At 68.7% G+C, this 18,729-nt stretch carries 17 protein-coding genes; 12 read left to right on the top strand and 5 right to left on the bottom strand.

The genetic code is table 11. The annotated features are described in order from the left end of the window. Positions 1-18: 18 nt before the first annotated feature. Positions 19-975, top strand: a complete 957-nt coding sequence (locus tag HS109_08735) for a LysR family transcriptional regulator (GenBank protein ID MBE7522459.1) — start codon at positions 19-21, stop codon at positions 973-975. A 214-nt stretch (positions 976-1,189) separates the two neighbouring features. Here the strand turns inward: HS109_08735 and HS109_08730 are convergent, their stop codons facing one another. The 4 genes from HS109_08730 to HS109_08715 form a co-directional block, all read right to left on the bottom strand. After that, positions 1,190-1,447: a hypothetical protein gene (locus HS109_08730; protein MBE7522458.1), complete on the bottom strand. Its 258-nt coding sequence runs from the start codon at positions 1,445-1,447 to the stop codon at positions 1,190-1,192. A 216-nt stretch (positions 1,448-1,663) separates the two neighbouring features. Further along, positions 1,664-2,506: a DUF3883 domain-containing protein gene (locus HS109_08725; GenBank protein MBE7522457.1), complete on the bottom strand. Its 843-nt coding sequence runs from the start codon at positions 2,504-2,506 to the stop codon at positions 1,664-1,666. A gap of 127 nt (positions 2,507-2,633) precedes the next feature. Beyond that, complete coding sequence (gene aceA / locus HS109_08720) at positions 2,634-3,944, bottom strand: isocitrate lyase (GenBank protein MBE7522456.1); 1,311 nt, start codon at positions 3,942-3,944, stop codon at positions 2,634-2,636. A 545-nt stretch (positions 3,945-4,489) separates the two neighbouring features. Then, positions 4,490-5,965: an MBL fold metallo-hydrolase gene (locus HS109_08715; protein MBE7522455.1), complete on the bottom strand. Its 1,476-nt coding sequence runs from the start codon at positions 5,963-5,965 to the stop codon at positions 4,490-4,492. A 203-nt stretch (positions 5,966-6,168) separates the two neighbouring features. Here HS109_08715 and HS109_08710 point away from each other — a divergent pair, with 203 nt between their 5' ends. The 11 genes from HS109_08710 (at position 6,169) to HS109_08660 (ending at position 16,288) form a co-directional block, all read left to right on the top strand. Beyond that, entirely contained in the window at positions 6,169-6,474 is a 306-nt protein-coding gene (locus tag HS109_08710) for a c-type cytochrome (GenBank protein ID MBE7522454.1), read from the top strand. A 16-nt stretch (positions 6,475-6,490) separates the two neighbouring features. Continuing rightward, positions 6,491-7,774, top strand: coding sequence for an FAD-dependent oxidoreductase (locus tag HS109_08705; GenBank protein MBE7522453.1), 1,284 nt, complete (start codon positions 6,491-6,493; stop codon positions 7,772-7,774). A gap of 182 nt (positions 7,775-7,956) precedes the next feature. Beyond that, positions 7,957-8,562, top strand: coding sequence for a hypothetical protein (locus HS109_08700; GenBank protein ID MBE7522452.1), 606 nt, complete (start codon positions 7,957-7,959; stop codon positions 8,560-8,562). Between the two features lie 318 nt (positions 8,563-8,880). Next, on the top strand, positions 8,881-9,867 hold the full coding sequence (locus tag HS109_08695; protein MBE7522451.1) for a LysR family transcriptional regulator: 987 nt from the start codon (positions 8,881-8,883) through the stop codon (positions 9,865-9,867). Next, positions 9,857-11,269 carry an aspartate ammonia-lyase gene (locus HS109_08690; protein ID MBE7522450.1) on the top strand — a complete coding sequence of 471 codons (1,413 nt, stop codon included), beginning with the start codon at positions 9,857-9,859 and terminating at the stop codon, positions 11,267-11,269. Before HS109_08695 ends, HS109_08690 begins: the two co-directional genes overlap by 11 nt. Positions 11,270-11,309: 40 nt before the next feature. Further along, on the top strand, positions 11,310-12,134 hold the full coding sequence (locus tag HS109_08685) for a transporter substrate-binding domain-containing protein (protein MBE7522449.1): 825 nt from the start codon (positions 11,310-11,312) through the stop codon (positions 12,132-12,134). 28 nt (positions 12,135-12,162) lie between these two features. Further along, on the top strand, positions 12,163-13,503 hold the full coding sequence (locus HS109_08680) for an MmgE/PrpD family protein (GenBank protein ID MBE7522448.1): 1,341 nt from the start codon (positions 12,163-12,165) through the stop codon (positions 13,501-13,503). Beyond that, positions 13,500-14,237, top strand: a complete 738-nt coding sequence (locus HS109_08675) for an amino acid ABC transporter permease (protein MBE7522447.1) — start codon at positions 13,500-13,502, stop codon at positions 14,235-14,237. The genes HS109_08680 and HS109_08675 overlap by 4 nt, the downstream gene beginning before the upstream one ends. After that, the gene (locus HS109_08670; protein ID MBE7522446.1) at positions 14,237-15,001 is read left to right on the top strand and encodes an amino acid ABC transporter permease; all 765 of its coding nucleotides are present in this window, start codon (positions 14,237-14,239) and stop codon (positions 14,999-15,001) included. Before HS109_08675 ends, HS109_08670 begins: the two co-directional genes overlap by 1 nt. A gap of 20 nt (positions 15,002-15,021) precedes the next feature. Further along, entirely contained in the window at positions 15,022-15,768 is a 747-nt protein-coding gene (locus HS109_08665) for an amino acid ABC transporter ATP-binding protein (GenBank protein MBE7522445.1), read from the top strand. A 10-nt stretch (positions 15,769-15,778) separates the two neighbouring features. Continuing rightward, positions 15,779-16,288, top strand: a complete 510-nt coding sequence (locus HS109_08660; GenBank protein ID MBE7522444.1) for a hypothetical protein — start codon at positions 15,779-15,781, stop codon at positions 16,286-16,288. Positions 16,289-16,376: 88 nt separating this feature from the next. On the opposite strand, the gene clpA is transcribed toward HS109_08660, so the two are convergent. Beyond that, entirely contained in the window at positions 16,377-18,653 is a 2,277-nt protein-coding gene (clpA, locus tag HS109_08655) for an ATP-dependent Clp protease ATP-binding subunit ClpA (protein MBE7522443.1), read from the bottom strand. Positions 18,654-18,729: the final 76 nt, after the last annotated feature.

Genomic DNA, 18,729 nt, shown 5'->3' with positions numbered 1-18,729 from the left:
GACCCATATCCTTTTCCTATGCCTCGATCCGCGCCGCCGCCCGAAGCCGCCCACGCCCACCGCAGCGATCGCCTGCGCCTGCGGCACCTGCGGCTGCTCGAACTCGTCCGCCGCGAAGGCTCGATCGGCGCCGCCGCGCGCGGACTGGGCGTGAGCCAGCCCGCCGCGACGCTGCTCCTGCGCGAACTCGAGACCGTCTTCGCGGCGAAGCTCGTCGAACGCGACCCGCGGGGCGGCCGCCTGACCGCCGCCGGGCGGCACGCGCTCGAGCGGCTCGCGATCGCGCTCGCCTCGGTCGACCGCGCGATCGACGCCGCGCGAAGCGCATCGGTCGAACCGCTCGTGCGCATCGGGTGCGCCCAGGTCGCCGGCGTGAGCCTCGTCCCCGCGATGCTGGCGCGGCTCGAACGCTCGGGCGTGCCCGGCAGGCTCGAGATCCGCGAGGGGCGCACGCGCGACCTGCTCGCGCTGCTCGGCGAAGGGACGATCGACTGCGTGATCGGATGGACCGACGAGTCGCTCGCCGACGCGCTGCCCTCCGTTCCCCTCCACATCGAAGCGGTCGGGAGCGGCCGCATGCAGGTCGTCGCCTCGGCGCGCCACCCGCTCGCGCGGCGGCGCGCGGTCGGTGTCGCCGAGCTCGCCCGCTGGCGCTGGATCGTGCCGCCGCGCGAATCGCGCACCCATGCCGCGTTTCTGCGGCTCTTCCTCGGCAACGGCTTGCCCGCCCCGCCCGTCGCGGTCGAGTGCTCCGCCCTGCACACCACGCTGCACCTCGTCGGCGCGACGCGCCTTCTCGCGGTCGCGCCCGACGCCGCGGTCGCGCACTACGCGAAGCGCGGCATGGTGGCGGCGCTGAAGGGCGCCGCGCTCGACCTGGGACGCGATCGGCTGTCGGTGATCACGCGGCGGGACAGCGATGCGCTGGAGGGGGTGGTGCGGTTGAGGGAGGCGTTGCGGGGGGCGGCCGCGTGAGCCTGCATGAATGGCCCGTCGATTCGACGCGTACTGCGCGTCCATTCGGTTTCGCCCCCGCTCACCCGGCATCGCACCGAAGGGTCTGGATCTGCGCATCCGAAAGAACCTCGTACTCGACATCGAAGGCCGATACTCCGCTCCCGGCGTGGATCGCCCGGTCGAATCCCACGGCCTTCAACCTGGCGACCTCTCCGATGTCGTCGAGCAGCCGTTAGGAGAGGAAGTACAACTCGACCCATCCGGACGGATGGACTGCGAGGAACTCCGATACCGAACGATGACGGCCCGCGAAGCGCTCCTCCCAGTTGTCGGTGCGCACGATGTCATCGGCGAACCGCAACGCGATGCGCTGCGCCTCGGCTGGACCCAGTATCTCCGCCATCCTCGACAATTCGAGGAACGGATCGTCGCTCTGGTCGATGAACGGATTCGCCATGACGAGCCGCGCCTCGATGACGCGCGGCTCCATCGCGGCTCCGTCGCACGTTCGGTCATTCGGCCGGTGCGCGTAGGCCCATGCGGTCCGGGGATTGTCGACGAAAGAAATGGACACGCGACGGGACTGGACGATCCTGTGGTCGCGCCTGCCATGCTCGCCGCGATAGACCACGGCGGGCCGTTCGCGCGGGCAGGGGCCTTCGACTCGCTGACAGATGTCCGTACCGATAGTCGTCCTGACTTCAACTCAACGAACCGTCGCCATGAAACTCGCCGCCGTGAGCCGGCAGGTGGAGCGCAGCGCCCCATGGAGCGTGAACAATCGTGGACCGGACCGGAACCCGAACAATCGATAGAGGTGGTAGTTCGCCGCGCGAACCTCGGACACATCGCGCTCGTTCCGGGACACGAAAAACGGTGTTTCCGCACCGTACTTCGTCGTCTTCACTTCGATGAAGCGGTCGATACCCGACTCCTCGAACGAACGGATGTCGTAGCCGTCGCCGTCGCCGCGTTCGCGGGACGTATGCTCGATCCTGTCGGCGAGCTTCTCCTTGCCGGCACCGATCAATCGGGCCCGCTCGTAGTTGATCGCGAAGAGTTCGCCCGCTGCGCCGAGGGAACGATTGTGCGCCTCGCGTTCGAGGTAGTTGGTGTGAATCGGCCTGCGTTCACGCGTGGAATCGGCGGCGTGTTGGTCCCGGTTGCGACCCGACGGCGGCTTCGCCAGGATCGACAGGATGTCGTCCACCTCTGGAACGACTGCGGGCGCATCGGCGCTCGCGGCAGCCATCGTCGCCAACTCGGAGTTCGAGGCCACCCGATCCGCGACGACGTCGAAGAGCAACTGCTGGTAGTTGGATCGCCGCTTGTAGCCGGAGAGGTAAGGAAATCCAAGCTCGACCAGCACCGCGCTGATGTTGCAGTGCTTGAATTCGACCGATGACTCGCTCCGCCCAGACAATCGTTGCAGCAACGCCCGCCGGTGGGCGGCCTTGTTGTAGGGGACTCCCGCCAGATCCATCGACAACATGGCGAGATAGTCGGCCACGGTCGCCTCGACCTCCGCGCGAGACCAGTCGGCAGGCATGATGTGCCGAGATTAGCGGCAACGTGCGGCCGCAGGCAAGACCCCGCACGGCGGGCACGAGGGAAAGACAAAGGGCCGCGCCCTCCCGGACACGGCCCTCGCTCGAATCGAACCCGATGCGCCAGCGCTAGTCCGCCGCCATCGTCGCCTTCTTCTTCTCGTCGAAGAACTGCTCGTCCTCGGTCGAGTGCTTGAGCGCGGTGGTGGACGACTGGCTGCCCTGCACGGTCGTCGTGACCGCGTCGAAGTAGCCGGTGCCGACCTCTCGCTGGTGCTTGACCGCGGTGAAGCCCTTCTCCGCCGCGGCGAACTCGGCCTCCTGCATCTCGACGAACGCGCTCATGCCGCGGCGCGCGTAGCCGTGCGCGAGGTTGAACATCGAGTAGTTGAGGCTGTGGAACCCGGCCAGCGTGATGAACTGGAACTTGTAGCCCATCGCGCCCAGCTCGCGCTGGAAGCGGGCGATCGTCGCGTCGTCGAGGTTCTTCTTCCAGTTGAACGACGGCGAGCAGTTGTACGCGAGGAGCTTGCCGGGGAACTTCGCGTGGATCGCATCGGCGAAGGCCTTCGCGAACTCGAGGTCCGGCTTGCCGGTCTCGCACCAGATGAGATCGGCGTAGGGCGCGTAGGCCAATCCGCGCGAGACCGCCTGGTCGAGGCCCTTGCGCGTGCGGTAGAAGCCCTCGACGGTGCGCTCGCCGGTGAGGTACGGCTGGTCGTTCTCGTCGACGTCGGTGGTGACGAGGTCGGCCGCTTCCGCGTCGGTGCGCGCGAGCAGGATCGTCGGCACACCGAGGCAGTCGGCGGCGAGCCGCGCGGCGATCAGTTTCTCGACCGCCTCGCGCGTCGGCACCAGCACCTTGCCGCCCATGTGGCCGCACTTCTTGACCGAGGCCAACTGGTCTTCGAAGTGGACGCCCGCGGCGCCGGCCTCGATCATCGACTTCATCAGCTCGAAGGCGTTCAGCACGCCGCCGAATCCGGCCTCGGCGTCGGCGACGATCGGTGCGAAGTAGTCGACGTCCCCCTTGCCTTCCGCGTGCTGGATCTGGTCGGCGCGCATGAACGCGTTGTTGATGCGCTTGACCACGCCGGGCACCGAGTTGACCGGGTAGAGCGACTGGTCCGGGTACATCTCGCCGGAGACGTTCGCGTCGGCCGCGACCTGCCAGCCCGACAGGTAGATCGCCTTGAGGCCCGCCTTCACCTGCTGCATCGCCTGGTTGCCGGTGAGCGCGCCCAGCGTGCTGACGTAGGGTTCGTCGTGCATGAGCTTCCACAGCTTCTCGGCGCCGCGCCGCGCGAGCGTGTGCTCGATGTGCAGCGAACCGCGCAGGCGCACGACGTCCTCCGCCGTGTAGCCGCGCCGGATGCCCTTCCAGCGCGAGTTCTCCGCCCAGTCCTTCTTGAGTCTTGCCGCTTCCAGGTCGTAGTTCATCGTCGATCTCCCATCGTGTCGTCGGGCCTCGCCCGCCCCGCGGGCGGACGTCGATTCGGTGGTGCGCGACGGCCACTGACGGCCGACGCGCCCCCCGATGTGACTCCGGGCGACGCCCCAGGCGTCGCTCGGGTCACGCCACGCGCCGTCGGGGATCGCCCTTCGGCGTCGGCGGGCTTGGGAGGGGTGACTTGGAACCAGGCCCTGCTAGCCGGTTTCGCCGATGTGCCGGCGGAACCGCTCGTGACTGGCTCTCACGCTAACGCAGGACGGACCTGCGGCGCAAGCATTATTTTGCGCGGCGCAGTATCAAAAAAACGTCAGTATTTCAATGGTATAGAACTCGTTTCCATCAGGCGGAAAACTTCGGCCTGCGTAGAGGCACCGGCGTGCTGCAACGCGCGTGCTGCGGCGCGTTTCATCGGGTGACTCGAGGCCTGGGGTGCGGCTACCCCATTGTTTTTCAGGCATTTATCACAACTGCGAAATCGGCAGCCGCCATGCGCGCCATTTCCACGATCCAGCAATCATTTTCGCCCGAACCGTCACCGGCCGACGAGCGGAAACCGTGCTCCGCGCACCGGAACCTCCACACCGGTCCATCCGAGTCGCTCACCGATCGCCGCGGCGAACGCGAGCGAGACCTCGTGCTCGCCGTGCACGACGAAAGTTCTCTCGGGCGGCGACCGGAATCCCCCGAGCCACGCGAGGAGCCCCGCCTGGTCCGCGTGCGCCGACAGCCCGCCGATCGTGTGCACCGACGCACGCACCGGCACGCGTTCGCGGAACAGCGTCACCTCCTTCGCGCCGTCGACGAGCGCACGCCCGAGCGTCCCCTGCGCCTGGAAGCCGGTGAACATGACCGCGCACTCCTCGCGCGGCAGGGCGTGGCGCAGGTGGTGTCGGATGCGCCCTGCGTCCGCCATGCCGCTCGCCGAGACGATCACCGCGCCCGCACGGATCGTGTTGATGCGCATCGAGTCCTCGACCGACTCCGTGAACGCCACGCGCATCGCCTCCGGGTGCGCGGCCTGCCACGCCGCGAGTTCGCGCGTCTCGCGGTCGAGCAGCGCCACGTGCCGCGCGGTGATCTCGGTGGCGGCGGCCGCGAGCGGCGAGTCGACGAAGACGGTGAGCGGGGGGACTCGCCCGGCGCGCGCGAGTTGGGCGAACACGTGGAGGATCTCCTGCGTGCGCCCGACCGCGAACGCGGGCACGACGACGTTGCCGCGCGGCAGCGTCGCATGGAGGAGCGCGGCGATCTCGTCGAAGGTCGATGCGAGCGAGCGGTGCAGCCGATTGCCGTAGGTCGATTCGACCACGACCAGGTCGGCGCGTTCGATCCGCTCGGGATCGGGCAGCACCGGCCGGTCGCTCTGGCCGAGGTCGCCCGAGAACACCAGACGGCGCGACTGCGTCCCGAGTTCGACATCGAGCACCGCGATCGCGGAGCCCAGGATGTGGCCGGCGTCGCGGAAGTCGAGCGCCACGCCGGGCGCGAGCGTGCGCCGCGTCCTGTACGGCACTTGCTCGAGACGCCGGAGCGCGTCCCGGGCGTCGGCCTGCGTATACAGCGGTTCGGCTTCGTCGTCGGCCGCATCCTGCGCCCGTCGCGGGGGGCGCGCGGCCCTCGGCCCCGGCTCCCGGAGCGGATGCTCGCGGCGCCACGCGGCGGTCGACTCCTGGATGTGCGCGGCATCGGGCAGCATCACCCCCAGGAGATCGCAGGTAGCCGGCGTCGCGTGGATCGGTCCGCGGAATCCGCGACGGACGAGCAGCGGCAGGAGCCCCGAGTGGTCGATGTGCGCGTGCGTCAGGACGACGAAGTCGATCGCAGAGACATCGACGACGAGCGCGGCCGCGTTCTTCTCGCCGCTGTCGCGCCCCTGGAACATGCCGCAGTCGACGAGGAAGCGCGCCTGCGGAGTTTCGACCAGGAACGCGCTGCCGGTGACTTCGCCGGCGGCCCCGAGGAACGTGAGCGCCGCTTCGCGGCGCACCTGGCCGGCGGCCCGGCTCATGGCCATCCGCCCGCCGCCCTGCGGCGATCGTGCACCGTTCCCGTCGCCACCGGACGAGCCGCGACCAGCGACTCCCTTCCGGAGATCCACGTCTTCCGTCCGGCGTGTATACCCATGAAACTTAAAAGGCTATCCTATCGATGCCCTGCGTGCCGCACGACGGCCGGCGACATGCGTCCGGGCTCACTTCGGAGGAAACGATTATGCAGGCGATCTTGGCGATTCCGGTCTTCGCCCTCGCGGCGACGACCGCCCTCGCGCAGACACCCGACGCGACGCAGGCGCGCGACGTTGCCGCGACGTGCGCAAACTGCCACGGCACGAACGGCGTGAGCCGCGGCGGCACCGACTCGCTCGCGGGCAGGTCGAAGGACGACACGGCGAGCAAGATGCGCGGATTCAAGGCCGGCACACGCCCCGGCACCGTGATGCCGCAACTCGCGAAGGGATTCACCGACGCGCAGATCGACGCGATGGCGGGCTGGTTCGCCGCGCAACCGGCGAAGTGAGGAGACAGCCATGACGATGCACAGACGCGAGTTCCTGCAGGCGGCCGCGGCGGCGGCGGGCGTGAGTGTCCTCCCGGGCTGCGCGACCACGCCGGGCGGCGGCGCCCGCGGCAAGGTCGTGGTCGTGGGCGGCGGCTACGGCGGCGCGACCGCGGCGAAGTACCTGCGCATGTGGAGCGGCGGCAGCGTCGAGGTGACGCTGATCGAGCCGCGCGAAGCCTTCGTCTCCTGTCCGATGTCGAACCTCGTGATCGGCGGCAGCAAGACCATCGCCGACGTGACGACCCCCTACGACGCGCTGGCGTCCCGCTGGGGCGTGAACTTCGTGCGCGACACCGCGACCGGCATCGACGCCGATCGTCGCGTCGTGACGACCGCGGGCGGAAAGTCGTTCACGTACGACCGCCTCGTCCTGTCGCCGGGCATCGAGTTCATGTTCGGCGCGATCCCGTCGTACCGCGCCGACCCCTCGCGCGCGGTCGAGATCGCGCCGCACGCGTGGCAGGCGGGCCCGCAGACCGTGCTGCTGCGCCGTCAGCTCGAGGCGATGCCGGACGGCGGCGTCTACGCGCTCTCGATCCCGCTCGCGCCCTACCGCTGCCCGCCCGGACCCTACGAGCGCGCCTGCCAGGTCGCGTGGTACTTCAAGCGCCAGAAGCCGCGCTCGAAGGTCCTCATCCTCGACGCCAACCCCGACGTCACGTCGAAGAAGGGACTCTTCACGAAGGCCTGGAACGAGGAGTACAAGGGCATCGTCGAGTATCGGCCGAACCACGCGCTCGCCGACGTCGACCTCGCCACCCGCACGCTCAAGTTCGAGTTCGGGAACGACGTGCGCGCGAACGTGATCAACGTCGTACCGCCGCAACGCGCCGGCGCGATCGCGCGCACCGCGGGCGTCGTGACCGCGAACGACCGCTGGTGCGAGGTGGACTTCCTGACGTTCGAGTCGATCCGCGGCAAGGGCATTCACGTGCTGGGCGACTCGACCCAGAGCGCGTCCGGGATGCCGAAGTCCGGACACATGGCGAACAACCACGCCAAGGTGGCCGCCTCCGCGATCCTCAGCCTGCTCGCGGGGAAACCGGTCAACCCGGCGCCCGTGCTGACCAACACCTGCTACAGCTTCATCACCGACAAGGAGGTGGTGCACGTCGCGTCGGTGCACCAGTACGACGCCGCGAAGAAGTCGATCCTGCCGGTGCCCGGCTCGGGGGGACTGTCGCCCGCGATGAGCGAACTCGAGGGCCGCTTCGCCTTCGCGTGGGCGCAGAACATCTGGGCCGATGCATTGATGTAATTGCGTAGACCGGTCAAGGGCGCGCGGAGCCTGATGGCCGCGCGCCCTGACTCCGGTCGGGCCGCCGGCCCGGCGGTTCCTCCCGACCTTGATGGAGGTCGTGGTCCCGACGCGCGGTCCGGGTCACCATGGCGGTTCCGCGGGGATGCCACGACCCCGCCGCTTCGACCCGGAGCAGGCCCATGCAGGTCCCGGCATTCTTCCAGGCGGTCCCGCCGATCGTCACGCACGATCCGCTCGCCGAAACGCTCGGCGCCGCGGAAGGCGGCGTGATCGAGTACGCCTACGTCGACGCCGTGAAGCTCGCCGGGCATTCGTGCCCGACCGTCGCCGGGGCCTGGCTGATGACGGCGAAGGCGCTCGCGCGGCTCTACGGCGACGCGCTGCCGCGTCGCGGCGAGGTGCGCGTCGAGGTGCGACAGATGCACGACGAGGGCGTCGCCGGCGTGATCGGCGCAGTGGTCGGTCTCGTCACCGGCGCCGCGGGCGACGGCGGCTTCAAGGGACTCGCCGGCCGACACTCGCGGCGCAACCTGATTTCCTACGGCGCGAAGATCACCGGCGACCTGCGCTTCACGCGCATCGACACCGGCGCCTTCGTCGAGGTCGCCTGCCACCCCGAGGTCGTCGAGCGCCCCGCCGGCTTGCGCGCGCTGATGCAGTCGGCGCTGGCCGAATCCGCGGATGCCGGCGCGCGGCGCGCGTTCGCCCTCGCATGGCAGGAGTGGGTCCGACGCATGCTGGTCGAACGCGCGGACGATCCCGAACTGGTGACGTTCGCGGATTGAACGCCTGAAGTCCGGGACCTCGATCGCGCGGCGAGCGTTTCTCGTCGGCGCCCCGCCCCGTCGGTTTCCCGCATCTCGCACGTCGCCCCGACGGTCGGATCGCGCGGCGCACACCAACGATCGGCCGCGGCGGTCACGCCGCTGAGACCCGCGCATTTCATCCGGCGCCGCCGGATCCGTCCCCCGCGACGACCGGTGGTCGCGGCGCCGGCTCGCGCGGTTCGCGGCCTGGGTAATCTTCAGTATTAGGTTTGCTAATGTAGTGGCAATCGTCATTTACATATCTTCTACCACTGCCTACGATCTCCTTCGCCTGCCATGCGCAAATCGCACCTGATCGACATGCACTCGCTGGAAGTCTTCCTCGCCACCGCCCGTGACTGCAACATGTCGCGCGCCGCCAAGCGCCTCGGCATTTCGCAGTCGGCGGTGTCGCAGACGATTCGCGCCATGGAGGACGACCTCGGCGCCGTGCTGATCAATCGCAGCGCCCGTCCGCTGACGCTGACACCCGCCGGCCTCGCCCTGCGCAACCGCGGCGACGTCCTGTTCGAGGAAGCGACGCGCCTGCGCAGCGTGGTCGTGGATGCGAGCCGGTGGATCAAGCCGGACGTCAACCTCGGACTGGTCGACTCGTTCGCGGCGACCTGCGGGGCGCGTGTCGTGCAGCGCCTGTTGGGCGACGTCGCGCAACTCTCCGTGCGCACCGGCCTCACGCCGGGCCTGGGAGAAGCCCTCGTGCGGCGGGAACTGGACCTCGTCGTCTCGACCGATCCCCTCGAAGACGTCGACGGCATCGTCGGCCACTGCCTGCTCTCCGAGCAGTTCCTCGTCATCACGCCGAAAACCTGGCGCGGCCGGATCGCGTCGATCGCCGACCTCGCGACCCTGTCGCGGCAATTGCCGATCGTCCGGTTCAATGCGCAATCGCACCTCGGCCTCCAGATCGACCGCACGCTGAGACGCCATCGTCTCAATCTCCCACGCCGCCTCGAAGTCGACACGGCGGACACGATGACCGCCATGGTCGCCGGCGGCGTCGGCTGGGGCGTGACGACGCCGCTGTGCCTGCTGCAGGCGGCGCGCTTCTCCCGCGCGGTCGCTCCGGCAATCGTCCCCGCCCTCGCGGCGTCGAGACGGATGTACCTGGTGGCGCGCAAGGGTGAGTACGAGGAACTCGTGCGACGGACGTTCGCCGTCGTGCGGGAAGTCCTCGGGAGCGAGATCGAGACCGGGCTGCGACGGTTCGAGGTTCCGCTGGCCCCGCTCGTGCAACTGCAGACGTGGAAAGACGATGAGTCCTGACAACGCCCCCCCGGGGAACGCGCGCACTGAATCGGACCATCTCGGGACGGTGCCGATCGCCGCGCATCTTCTGTACGGGGTGAATACGTCGCGCGCCCTGCGCAACTTCGCCGTGTCCGGGCGCCGTCTCTCCGACGAACCGGAGTTCGTCAAGGCCTTCGCCCAGTGCAAGTGGGCCGCCGCCCGGGCCAACGCCGAACTCGGCGCGATCACGCCCGTTCAGGCGGACGCCATCGCCGATGCGTGCGCGGAAATCGTCGACGGCAAGCTGCACGAGCACATGGTGGTCGATCTGCTGGAAGGCTCGGGCGGCACCTCGACCAACATGAACGTCAACGAGGTCATCGCCAATCGCGCCGAGCAACGGCTCGGCGGCGAACCGGGGCGCTACTCGCAGGTGCACCCGAACGATCACGTCAATCGTTCGCAATCCACCAACGACGTGTATCCCGCGGCGATGAAGATCGCCGCGCACGCGATGCTGGGGCCGCTCATCGACGAGGTCTCCGCGCTCGCCGGCAGCCTGTCCGCCAAGGCCGCCGCCTTCGCGACGATCCTGCACCTGGGTCGGACCTGCCTGCAGGACGCCCAGCCGATGACGCTCGGTCAGGCGTTCGGCGGTTACGCGGCGCTCGCGGCGCGCCTCGCGGACTCGCTCGCCCGCGTGCGCGAGCAACTGCTCGCCCTGCCGCTCGGCGGCACCGCGATCGGCACGGGTTTCGGGTCGCCCGCGGGATATCGAACCTGCGTGCTTCGCCATCTGGCATCGATCACCGGTACGTCCTGGTCTCCGCCGCAGGACGCCTTCGACGCGATGCAGAACCTCGACGTGTTCTGCCGCGTCTCCGCGGAGTTGCGCACCTGCGCCACCTCGCTCGCGAAAGTCGCGTCGGACCTCATCGTGCTGTCGTCCGGGCCCCGCGGCGGCATCGCCGAGATCGAGCTTCCCGCCGTCCAGGCCGGGTCGTCGATCATGCCGGGCAAGATCAATCCGGTGCTGCCGATGTCGATCGTGCAGATCGGCTTCGCGGTCGCGGGCAACGACACCTGCATCGCGCAGGCCAACCTGGCAGGCCAGCTCGAGATCAATCACTTCGAGCCGGTGGTGGCCGATCGCCTGTTCGACTCGATCCGCTTGCTGCGCAACGGCGTGCGCCTGTTCCACGAGCGCTGCATCGACGGGATCCGAGCCGATGCGGCGGCCAACGAGCGCAACCTGATGGCGTCGACGGCGATCGCCACGGCACTCGTTCCGCGCCTCGGCTATTCGGCGGTCAGCGCGATCGTGCGCGAGGCGCACGCCGCGGGCCGCTCGCTGTGCGACGAGCTCGACGGGCGCGGCATCCTCGACGCGGCGGAAGCCCGACGGCAAGTGCGCGCTTCGACGGAAACACGGTTCTGATTCGTTTCGCTAACGGTGGCAACCTGACCGAGGAGGAGACATGAAGAAGTTCGTCGCCGGTGTGCTGGTCCTGTTCGGCCTGATCTCGACCGCGGTGGCGTGGGCGCAAAGCCCGGCGCTCGACCGCATCAAGAAGGAAGGCGTCGTCCGCGTGGGCGTCAAGACCGACTACAAGCCGTTCGGCCACCTGGATCCCAGCGGGCGCGCCGTCGGCCTCGAGGCCGACCTCGCCGCGGACATCGCGCGCCGCCTGAACGTGAAGCTGGAGCTCGTGCCGGTGCAGACGGCCAATCGCATCGAGTTCCTCCAGCAGGGCCGCATCGACCTGATCATCGCGACCATGTCGGTGAACGACCAGCGCAGGAAGGTCGTCGGAGTGATCGAGCCGTTCTACTACGCCGGCGGGACGTCGCTGCTGACCCGCAAGAACTCCGGCATCAAGCGTTGGGAAGACGTCCGCGGCCGCGCGATCTGCGGCACCCAGGGGGCCTATTACAACCGGCCGGTGGCGACGAAGTACGGCGCCAACATCGTGGCCTTCCCGGGAAGCACCGAGGCGCTCAACGCGCTCCTGACCGGTGCGTGCGAAGGCTTCGTCCAGGACAGCACGCTGATCGAGTCGATCCTCCTGAGCGGAGATCCGAAGTGGGCCGACTACGACGCTCCGTTGCCGGTCGAGGACTACCAGCCCTGGGCGTTGGCCGTACCCCTCGACGAACTGAAGGGCCCGTGGGGCGATTTCATCCGCAAGGTCGTGATCGACTGGCACAGCAGCGGGTTTCTGATCGCCGCGGAGAAGAAGTGGGGGCTGAAGCCGAGCGACTTCCTGAAGGACATGAAAGCAAGTCCGGGCAAGTCCTCCTGACGGGACGGCGCGGCGAGCGGCTGCGGCCATGGACGCGGAAGACCGCATCGCGCACTGGGTCGCGACGCTCGATCTGGCGGGCATTCCGCCCGCGGTGCGGAGCGCGGCGGAAACCTGCCTGATCGACGGTGTCGGCGTCTGGATGGCCGGCCGCGCGACCGACGTCTATGCGCGTTCTTCGTCGTTGACCGGGATTCCGCTCGGTGCCGCGGAATCCGCCTTCCTCGGCGGCGTCGCGATTCACGCGCTCGACTACGACGACACGAGCTACGCCGGCATCGTCCATGGAACCGCAGGGGTCCTTCCGGCGGTAATGGCCGCCTGCGACCACCGCGACGGCGACGGCCGGCTCTTGCTCGAAGCCTTCGTTGCCGGGGTCGAGGTTCTGTACGCCATGGGCGAGACCGTCACCGACCACCTGTACCAAGGCGGCCATTGGTGCACGACGACGCTGGGCATTCTCGGCGCGTCGTGCGGCGCGGCCCGGGCGCTCGGGCTGAGAGCCTTCGAGACGGCGAATGCCCTTCGACTGGCCGCGAACATGCCGCTCGGACTTCGCGTTTCCCACGGCAGCACGGCGAAGCCCTATCTGAACGGGGTCGCCGCGCGCCTCGGCTACGAGGCCGCGCAAGCGGCACGCGCCGGGATCACCGGAACGCCCGGAACACTCGAGGGCCATTTCGGCTTCGCCGACGTGCACAATGCCGGAATCTGGAGCGGCGATCGCCTGACCCGTCTCGGCGATCAATGGGGACTGACCGACCCCGGCGTCGCGATCAAGCGCCATCCGCTCTGCTCGGCCGCACAGGCCGCCATCGAGGCGACCCTCGCGTTGCGCGCGACGCATTCGATCGCGGCCGACGATGTCGCATCGGTCGAGTGCCGCGGGACGCCGCTGGTCACGAGCTGCCTCACCTACCGCGGACCGGCAACGATCCCGCAGGCGCAGTTCAGCATGCCGTTCGCGATCGCCTGCGCCCTCGTGTTCGGCGAGGTCGGCCTCGCGCAGCTTCGTGACGACGTGCTGCGATCGCCGGCCATCACCCGGTTGATGGCTCGCGTTGCCCTGCGCGAAGACCCGGCCCTGGTCGCGCCCGGCGATCGCCGCGACGCCCCCGAGGCGTCCGCCGTGACGATCCACCTGCGCGACGGCAACAAGGTGTCGAAGATCGTGCTGGCCGCGACGGGCATGCCCACGCGGCCGCTCACGCACGAGCAGGTTTCTGCGAAGTTCCTCGATTGCGCCCGCTTCGGCGGCGTCGACGAGACGCGCGCCACGATGCTCGCCTCCCTGTTGCGGTCACCGGCCGGCATCGCGCACACGCGGCGGATCGCCGAGCTCGCCGCTCCGGAGCCGCTCGCGGCATGAACGCTCTCCCCGAGTTCCTGCGTTCCCTGGCCGCGAGCTCGGGCTTCAGCCTGACGATCCTCTTCGACGCCTACGACCGGACGCTGTTCCTCCAGGGCATCGCGTACACGGCCCTGCTCTCCGTCGGCTCGATCGTCGGCTGCCTGCTGGCCGGTGCGCTGGGCGCGTATCTCCAGTTCAGGAAGGTCCGCTTCGGCGCGCGGCTGACCGATCTCTACGTGCAGGTGTTTCGCAACACGCCGCCGCTGGTCCAGCTCTACTTCTTCTACTTCGCGCTCGGTCCGACCCTGAGCGGCGCATTCGGAAGCGCGCAACCGGTGCTGAGCAACGTCAGCTGGGCCATCGTCGCGCTTACGCTCTACGCGGGCGCGTTCAACGTCGAGATCTTCCGAGCCGGCATCGAGGCGGTGCCGGCGACGACGCTGGAGGCGGCCGAGGCGCTCGGCCTCAATCGCGGCCAGGCTTTTCGCCGGATCGTCCTGCCGCTCGCGCTCAGGATCAGCCTGCCGAGCCTCAACAACAACCTCATCAACCTGATCAAGACGACGACGAACGCCTATGCGATCGCCGTGCCCGAACTGCTGTACGCGTCGTCGCAGATCTGGTCGGAGAACCTCAATACCTTCGAGATGATGGTCATCCTCCTGGCGTTCTACATGCTGGTGATCGGACTGTTCTCGTGGGCCATGGGACGGGTCGAGCGCGCCGTCGCCGTTCCGGGATGGGGGCGCTGATGAGCCTGCGCCACCGACCACCGGGCTGCCTCGCGGGCATCGGCCTCGTCGTGGCGGCCACGCCGGCGCTCGCAGCCGAGGGCGATCCCGGGAGCGTGCTCGCGCTCGTGAAATGGCTGCCGCTGCTCCTGCAGGGTTTCGCCGTCGATCTCGGCATCAGCGTGGCGTCGATGGCCATCGGCACCCTGCTCGGCGCGCTGGTCGGCGTCGGTCAGATCGCCACCCGCCGCTGGGTGCGCGTGAGCTGCCAATGGATCACGCAGTTCTTCCGCAACGCGCCGTGGCTCGTCCTGCTCTTCTTCTGCGTGTTGCTGCTGCCCTACCACTTCTCGGTGTTCGGCATGTCCATTCCCTTTCCCGCGTGGGCCAAGGGCATCGTCGGCCTCGCGCTCCCCGTCATGGGAAATGTGGCCGAGGTCGTGCGCGGTGGCATCCAGTCGATCCCCTCGGGGCAGTGGGAGGCCGCGGATGCGATGGCGCTCGGCCGGATGCAGACGCTGCGCCTGGTGATCTTTCCCCAGGCGATCAAGCGCATGCTCCCGCCGTGGATGAACGTGTACGCCGTGCTGATGATGGCCACGCCACTCGTCTCGATCGTCGGCGTGGAGGACAGCGTCACGGTCGCCCGGTCCGTTCTCGCCGCCGAAGGGAGCCCGGCACTGCTGATGCCCGTCTACGGCCTGGTGCTCCTGCTCTTCTTCGTCTACTGCGCGCCGATCGCGCGCTGGACGCGGCGCCTCGAAGCACGCTACGCCGTCGCATGATCGTCGCCCGGAAAGGTGCCATGAACGACGCCACTCCCGTCATCGACATCCGCCACGTCGAGAAATCCTTCGGTGCCAATCGCGTGCTGCACGATGTCTCCCTGCAGGTGCGCCGGGGAGAGGCCGTTGCTCTCATCGGCCCGTCGGGGTCGGGGAAGTCCACGCTCCTGCGCTGCATCAACGGACTGGTCCGCGTCGACAAGGGCGAAGTGTTCGCGGCGGGGCACGCCGTGCACGAACTCTCGACCGATGCCGAGCGCATCGCGCTCCGCAAGGACGTGTCGATGGTGTTCCAGCAGTACAACCTCTTTCCGCACCTCACGGTGCTGCAGAACCTCATGCTCGCGCCGGTCGAGGTCTTGCGTCAGGACCGCTCCGAAGTCGAGGAGCGCGCCCACCAGCTCCTCGGCAAGGTCCGGCTCAAGGGCAAGGAGAACGCCTTCCCGGGCCAACTCTCGGGCGGCCAGCAGCAACGCGTGGCGATTGCGCGGGCGCTGGCCATGCGGCCCAGCATCATGCTGTTCGACGAGGTGACCGCCGCGCTGGATCCGGAGACGGTGAAGGAAGTGCTCGCCACGATCCGCGAACTGGTCGACGAGGGCATGACCAGCATCCTCGTGACGCACGAAATGCGTTTCGCGCGCGAGGTCGCGCATCACGTGCACTTCACCGATCGCGGCGTCATCGTCGAGCACGGCGACCCGGCGACGTTCTTCGACAACCCGCAGGACCCGCGCACGCGGGAGTTCCTGAGCCACGTCCTGTAGCGCCGCCGTCGTGTCCGACTGGAACCAAGATCGTCTGCTGCGTTTTCTCGACGCGCGCGGAATCGCCTACCTCTCTGCGGAGCACGCTCCGGTGGCCACGATGGCCGATTCGGCGCAGCTCGCGCTGTCGCTGGAGGGATTGCGGTGCAAGAGCCTGGCGGTGCGAGGCAAGGCGGCGAACCGGAAGTTCCTGGTCGTCGCTGTGCCGGACAAGGCGGTCGACCTCGCCGGTCTGGGGCGCGAACTCGGCGCCGGGCGACTGTCGCTGTGCCCGCACCACGAGCTGCCTGATCTGCTCGGCGTTCGTCCCGGGGCGCTGAGCCCCCTGGCGCTCGTCGCCGACGGGCCTCCGGCGAAATTCACGCTCGTTCTGGACCGCTCCGTCGCGCAGGCGCCCCGCCTGCTGATGCACCCGATGGCCAGCACGGCGACCGTAAGCATGTCGCAGTCCGATTTTCGGAGGTTCCTGCAGGCCGTCGACCGTGAGGCTCTCGTCCGGGACATTCCCGCACGACGGTGACATCGCCTGTCGGGACAACGCCCGCGGACCGATGCCTCCGGGACCCGCGGTCGCCGGGCGCCGCGCGTTCCCCGAACTGCCCTCGACCTCAGGCCGGCTCCGCCTCCGGCGTGGGCGCCTGCGCGACCTCCTCGAACACGAGCTTCACCTTGTCGTGCTCGTCGAGGTCGACCGTGACCTTGCCGCCGCTCGCGAGCCGGCCGAACAGGAGTTCGTCGGCGAGCGCCTTGCGGATCAGGTCCTGGATCAGGCGCGCCATCGGGCGCGCGCCCATCTTCGGGTCGAAGCCCTTCTTCGCGAGGTACGCCTTGAGCGGCGCGGTGAACGTCGGCTCGACCTTCTTCTCGACGAGCTGCTGCTCGAGTTCGAGCAGGAACTTGTCGACGACGCGCAGGATCACCTCCGGGTCGAGCGAGCGGAACGAGATCGTCGCGTCGAGCCGGTTGCGGAACTCCGGCGTGAAGAGGCGCTTGATCTCGGCCATCTCGTCGCCGGCCTCGATCGCGTTGGTGAAGCCGATCGTGCCCTTCGCGAGTTCCGCGGCGCCCGCGTTCGTCGTCATGATGATCGTGACGTTGCGGAAGTCCGCCTTGCGCCCGTTGTTGTCGGTCAGCGTGCCGTGGTCCATCACCTGCAGGAGCACGCTGTAGATGTCCGGGTGCGCCTTCTCGATCTCGTCCAGCAGCAGCACGCTGTACGGGTGCTTGGTGATCGCCTCGGTGAGCTGGCCGCCCTGGTCGAAGCCGACGTAGCCCGGCGGCGCGCCGATGAGGCGCGACACCGCGTGGCGTTCCATGTACTCGGACATGTCGAAGCGGATCAGCTCGACGCCGAGGCAGTAGGCGAGCTGCTTCGCGACCTCGGTCTTGCCGACCCCGGTCGGCCCGGAGAACAGGAAGTTGCCGATCGGCTTGGCGGGGTGTCCCAGGCCCGACCGCGCCATGCGGATCGCGGCGACGAGCGCGTCGATCGCCTGGTCCTGGCCGAACACGACGTTCTTCAGGTCGCGGTCGAGCGTGCGGAGCGCGTTGCGGTCGTCCGACGAGACGTTCTTCGCCGGGATGCGGGCGATCTTCGCGACGATGTCCTCGACCTCGCCCTTGCCGATCACCTTCTTCTGCTTCGACTTCGGCAGGATCTTCTGCGCCGCGCCCGCCTCGTCGATCACGTCGATCGCCTTGTCCGGCAGGTGGCGGTCGTTGATGTAGCGCGCGGCCAGCTCGGCGGCGCTGGTGATCGCCGCCGGCGAGTACTTGACGCCGTGGTGCTGCTCGAAGCGGCTCTTCAGCCCCTTCAGGATCTCGATCGTCTCGGCGACCGTCGGCTCGGGCACGTCGATCTTCTGGAAACGGCGCGACAGCGCGTGATCCTTCTCGAAGATCTGGCGAAACTCGGTGTAGGTCGTCGCGCCGATGCACTTGAGCGTGCCCTGCGACAGCGCGGGCTTCAGCAGGTTCGACGCGTCGAGCGTCCCGCCGGACGCCGCGCCGGCGCCGATGATCGTGTGGATCTCGTCGATGAACAGGATCGACTTCGGGTTGTCGACGAGCTGCTTCAGCACCGCCTTCAGGCGCTGCTCGAAGTCGCCCCGATACTTGGTGCCCGCGAGGAGCGCGCCCATGTCGAGCGCGTAGACCTGGTGCTCGAGCAGGAGCTCGGGCACCTCGCCCTCGTTGATGCGCCGTGCGAGCCCTTCCGCGATCGCGGTCTTGCCCACGCCGGCCTCGCCGACCAGCAGCGGATTGTTCTTGCGCCGGCGGCACAGCACCTGCACGACGCGCTCCAGCTCGTTCGCGCGGCCGATCAGCGGATCGAGCTTGCCGTTCCGCGCGAGCTGGTTCAGGTTGATCGTGTAGTTGTCGAGCGCGCCCTGCGACTCGCCGCCTCCCTCGCCCTCTTCCTTCGACTCCGCCTTCTCCTCCTTCTTCTGCGGGGTCTTGGTGATGCCGTGCGCGATGTAGTTGACGACGTCGAGCCGCGTCACGCCGCGCTGGTTGAGGAAATAGACCGCGTGCGATTCCTTCTCGCCGAAGATCGCCACCAGCACGTTGGCGCCGGTGACCTCCTTCTTGCCCGACGATTGCACGTGCAGGATCGCGCGCTGGATCACGCGCTGGAAGCCCTGCGTCGGCTGGGTGTCCGCGTCGGAATGGGCGGCGAGCCGCGGCGTGTGCTCCGCGATGAAGTCGTTGAGGACGCCGCGGAGTTCCTCGAGGTCGACGCCGCAGGCCTTCAGCACCTCGGCCGCCGACGGGTTGTCGAGCATCGCGAGCAGCAGGTGCTCGACGGTGATGAATTCGTGCTGCTTCTGCCTGGCCTCGACGAAGGCCATGTGCAGGGAGACTTCGAGTTCCTGCGCGATCATTGCGTGACTCCGACCTCGACACTGCCTGCCGGGATCCACGCCGGCACGTCATCCCCCACCACACCCGCCTTCTTGT

The organism is Burkholderiales bacterium (assembly GCA_015075645.1).
Taxonomy (GTDB): Bacteria; Pseudomonadota; Gammaproteobacteria; order Burkholderiales; family Casimicrobiaceae; genus VBCG01.
The sequence above is the reverse complement of the archived record's forward strand: the minus strand, read 5'-3'. Positions and strand labels throughout refer to the sequence as shown.

Bases quoted from the DNA above. Each gene is read 5' to 3' on its own strand.
- HS109_08735 (MBE7522459.1), top strand. From the start codon at position 19: ATGCCTCGATCCGCGCCGCCGCCCGAAGCCGCCCACGCCCACCGCAGC.
- HS109_08730 (MBE7522458.1), bottom strand. From the start codon at position 1,447: ATGGAGCCGCGCGTCATCGAGGCGCGGCTCGTCATGGCGAATCCGTTC.
- HS109_08725 (MBE7522457.1), bottom strand. From the start codon at position 2,506: ATGCCTGCCGACTGGTCTCGCGCGGAGGTCGAGGCGACCGTGGCCGAC.
- aceA (MBE7522456.1), bottom strand. From the start codon at position 3,944: ATGAACTACGACCTGGAAGCGGCAAGACTCAAGAAGGACTGGGCGGAG.
- HS109_08715 (MBE7522455.1), bottom strand. From the start codon at position 5,965: ATGAGCCGGGCCGCCGGCCAGGTGCGCCGCGAAGCGGCGCTCACGTTC.
- HS109_08710 (MBE7522454.1), top strand. From the start codon at position 6,169: ATGCAGGCGATCTTGGCGATTCCGGTCTTCGCCCTCGCGGCGACGACC.
- HS109_08705 (MBE7522453.1), top strand. From the start codon at position 6,491: ATGCACAGACGCGAGTTCCTGCAGGCGGCCGCGGCGGCGGCGGGCGTG.
- HS109_08700 (MBE7522452.1), top strand. From the start codon at position 7,957: ATGCAGGTCCCGGCATTCTTCCAGGCGGTCCCGCCGATCGTCACGCAC.
- HS109_08695 (MBE7522451.1), top strand. From the start codon at position 8,881: ATGCGCAAATCGCACCTGATCGACATGCACTCGCTGGAAGTCTTCCTC.
- HS109_08690 (MBE7522450.1), top strand. From the start codon at position 9,857: ATGAGTCCTGACAACGCCCCCCCGGGGAACGCGCGCACTGAATCGGAC.
- HS109_08685 (MBE7522449.1), top strand. From the start codon at position 11,310: ATGAAGAAGTTCGTCGCCGGTGTGCTGGTCCTGTTCGGCCTGATCTCG.
- HS109_08680 (MBE7522448.1), top strand. From the start codon at position 12,163: ATGGACGCGGAAGACCGCATCGCGCACTGGGTCGCGACGCTCGATCTG.
- HS109_08675 (MBE7522447.1), top strand. From the start codon at position 13,500: ATGAACGCTCTCCCCGAGTTCCTGCGTTCCCTGGCCGCGAGCTCGGGC.
- HS109_08670 (MBE7522446.1), top strand. From the start codon at position 14,237: ATGAGCCTGCGCCACCGACCACCGGGCTGCCTCGCGGGCATCGGCCTC.
- HS109_08665 (MBE7522445.1), top strand. From the start codon at position 15,022: ATGAACGACGCCACTCCCGTCATCGACATCCGCCACGTCGAGAAATCC.
- clpA (MBE7522443.1), bottom strand. From the start codon at position 18,653: ATGATCGCGCAGGAACTCGAAGTCTCCCTGCACATGGCCTTCGTCGAG.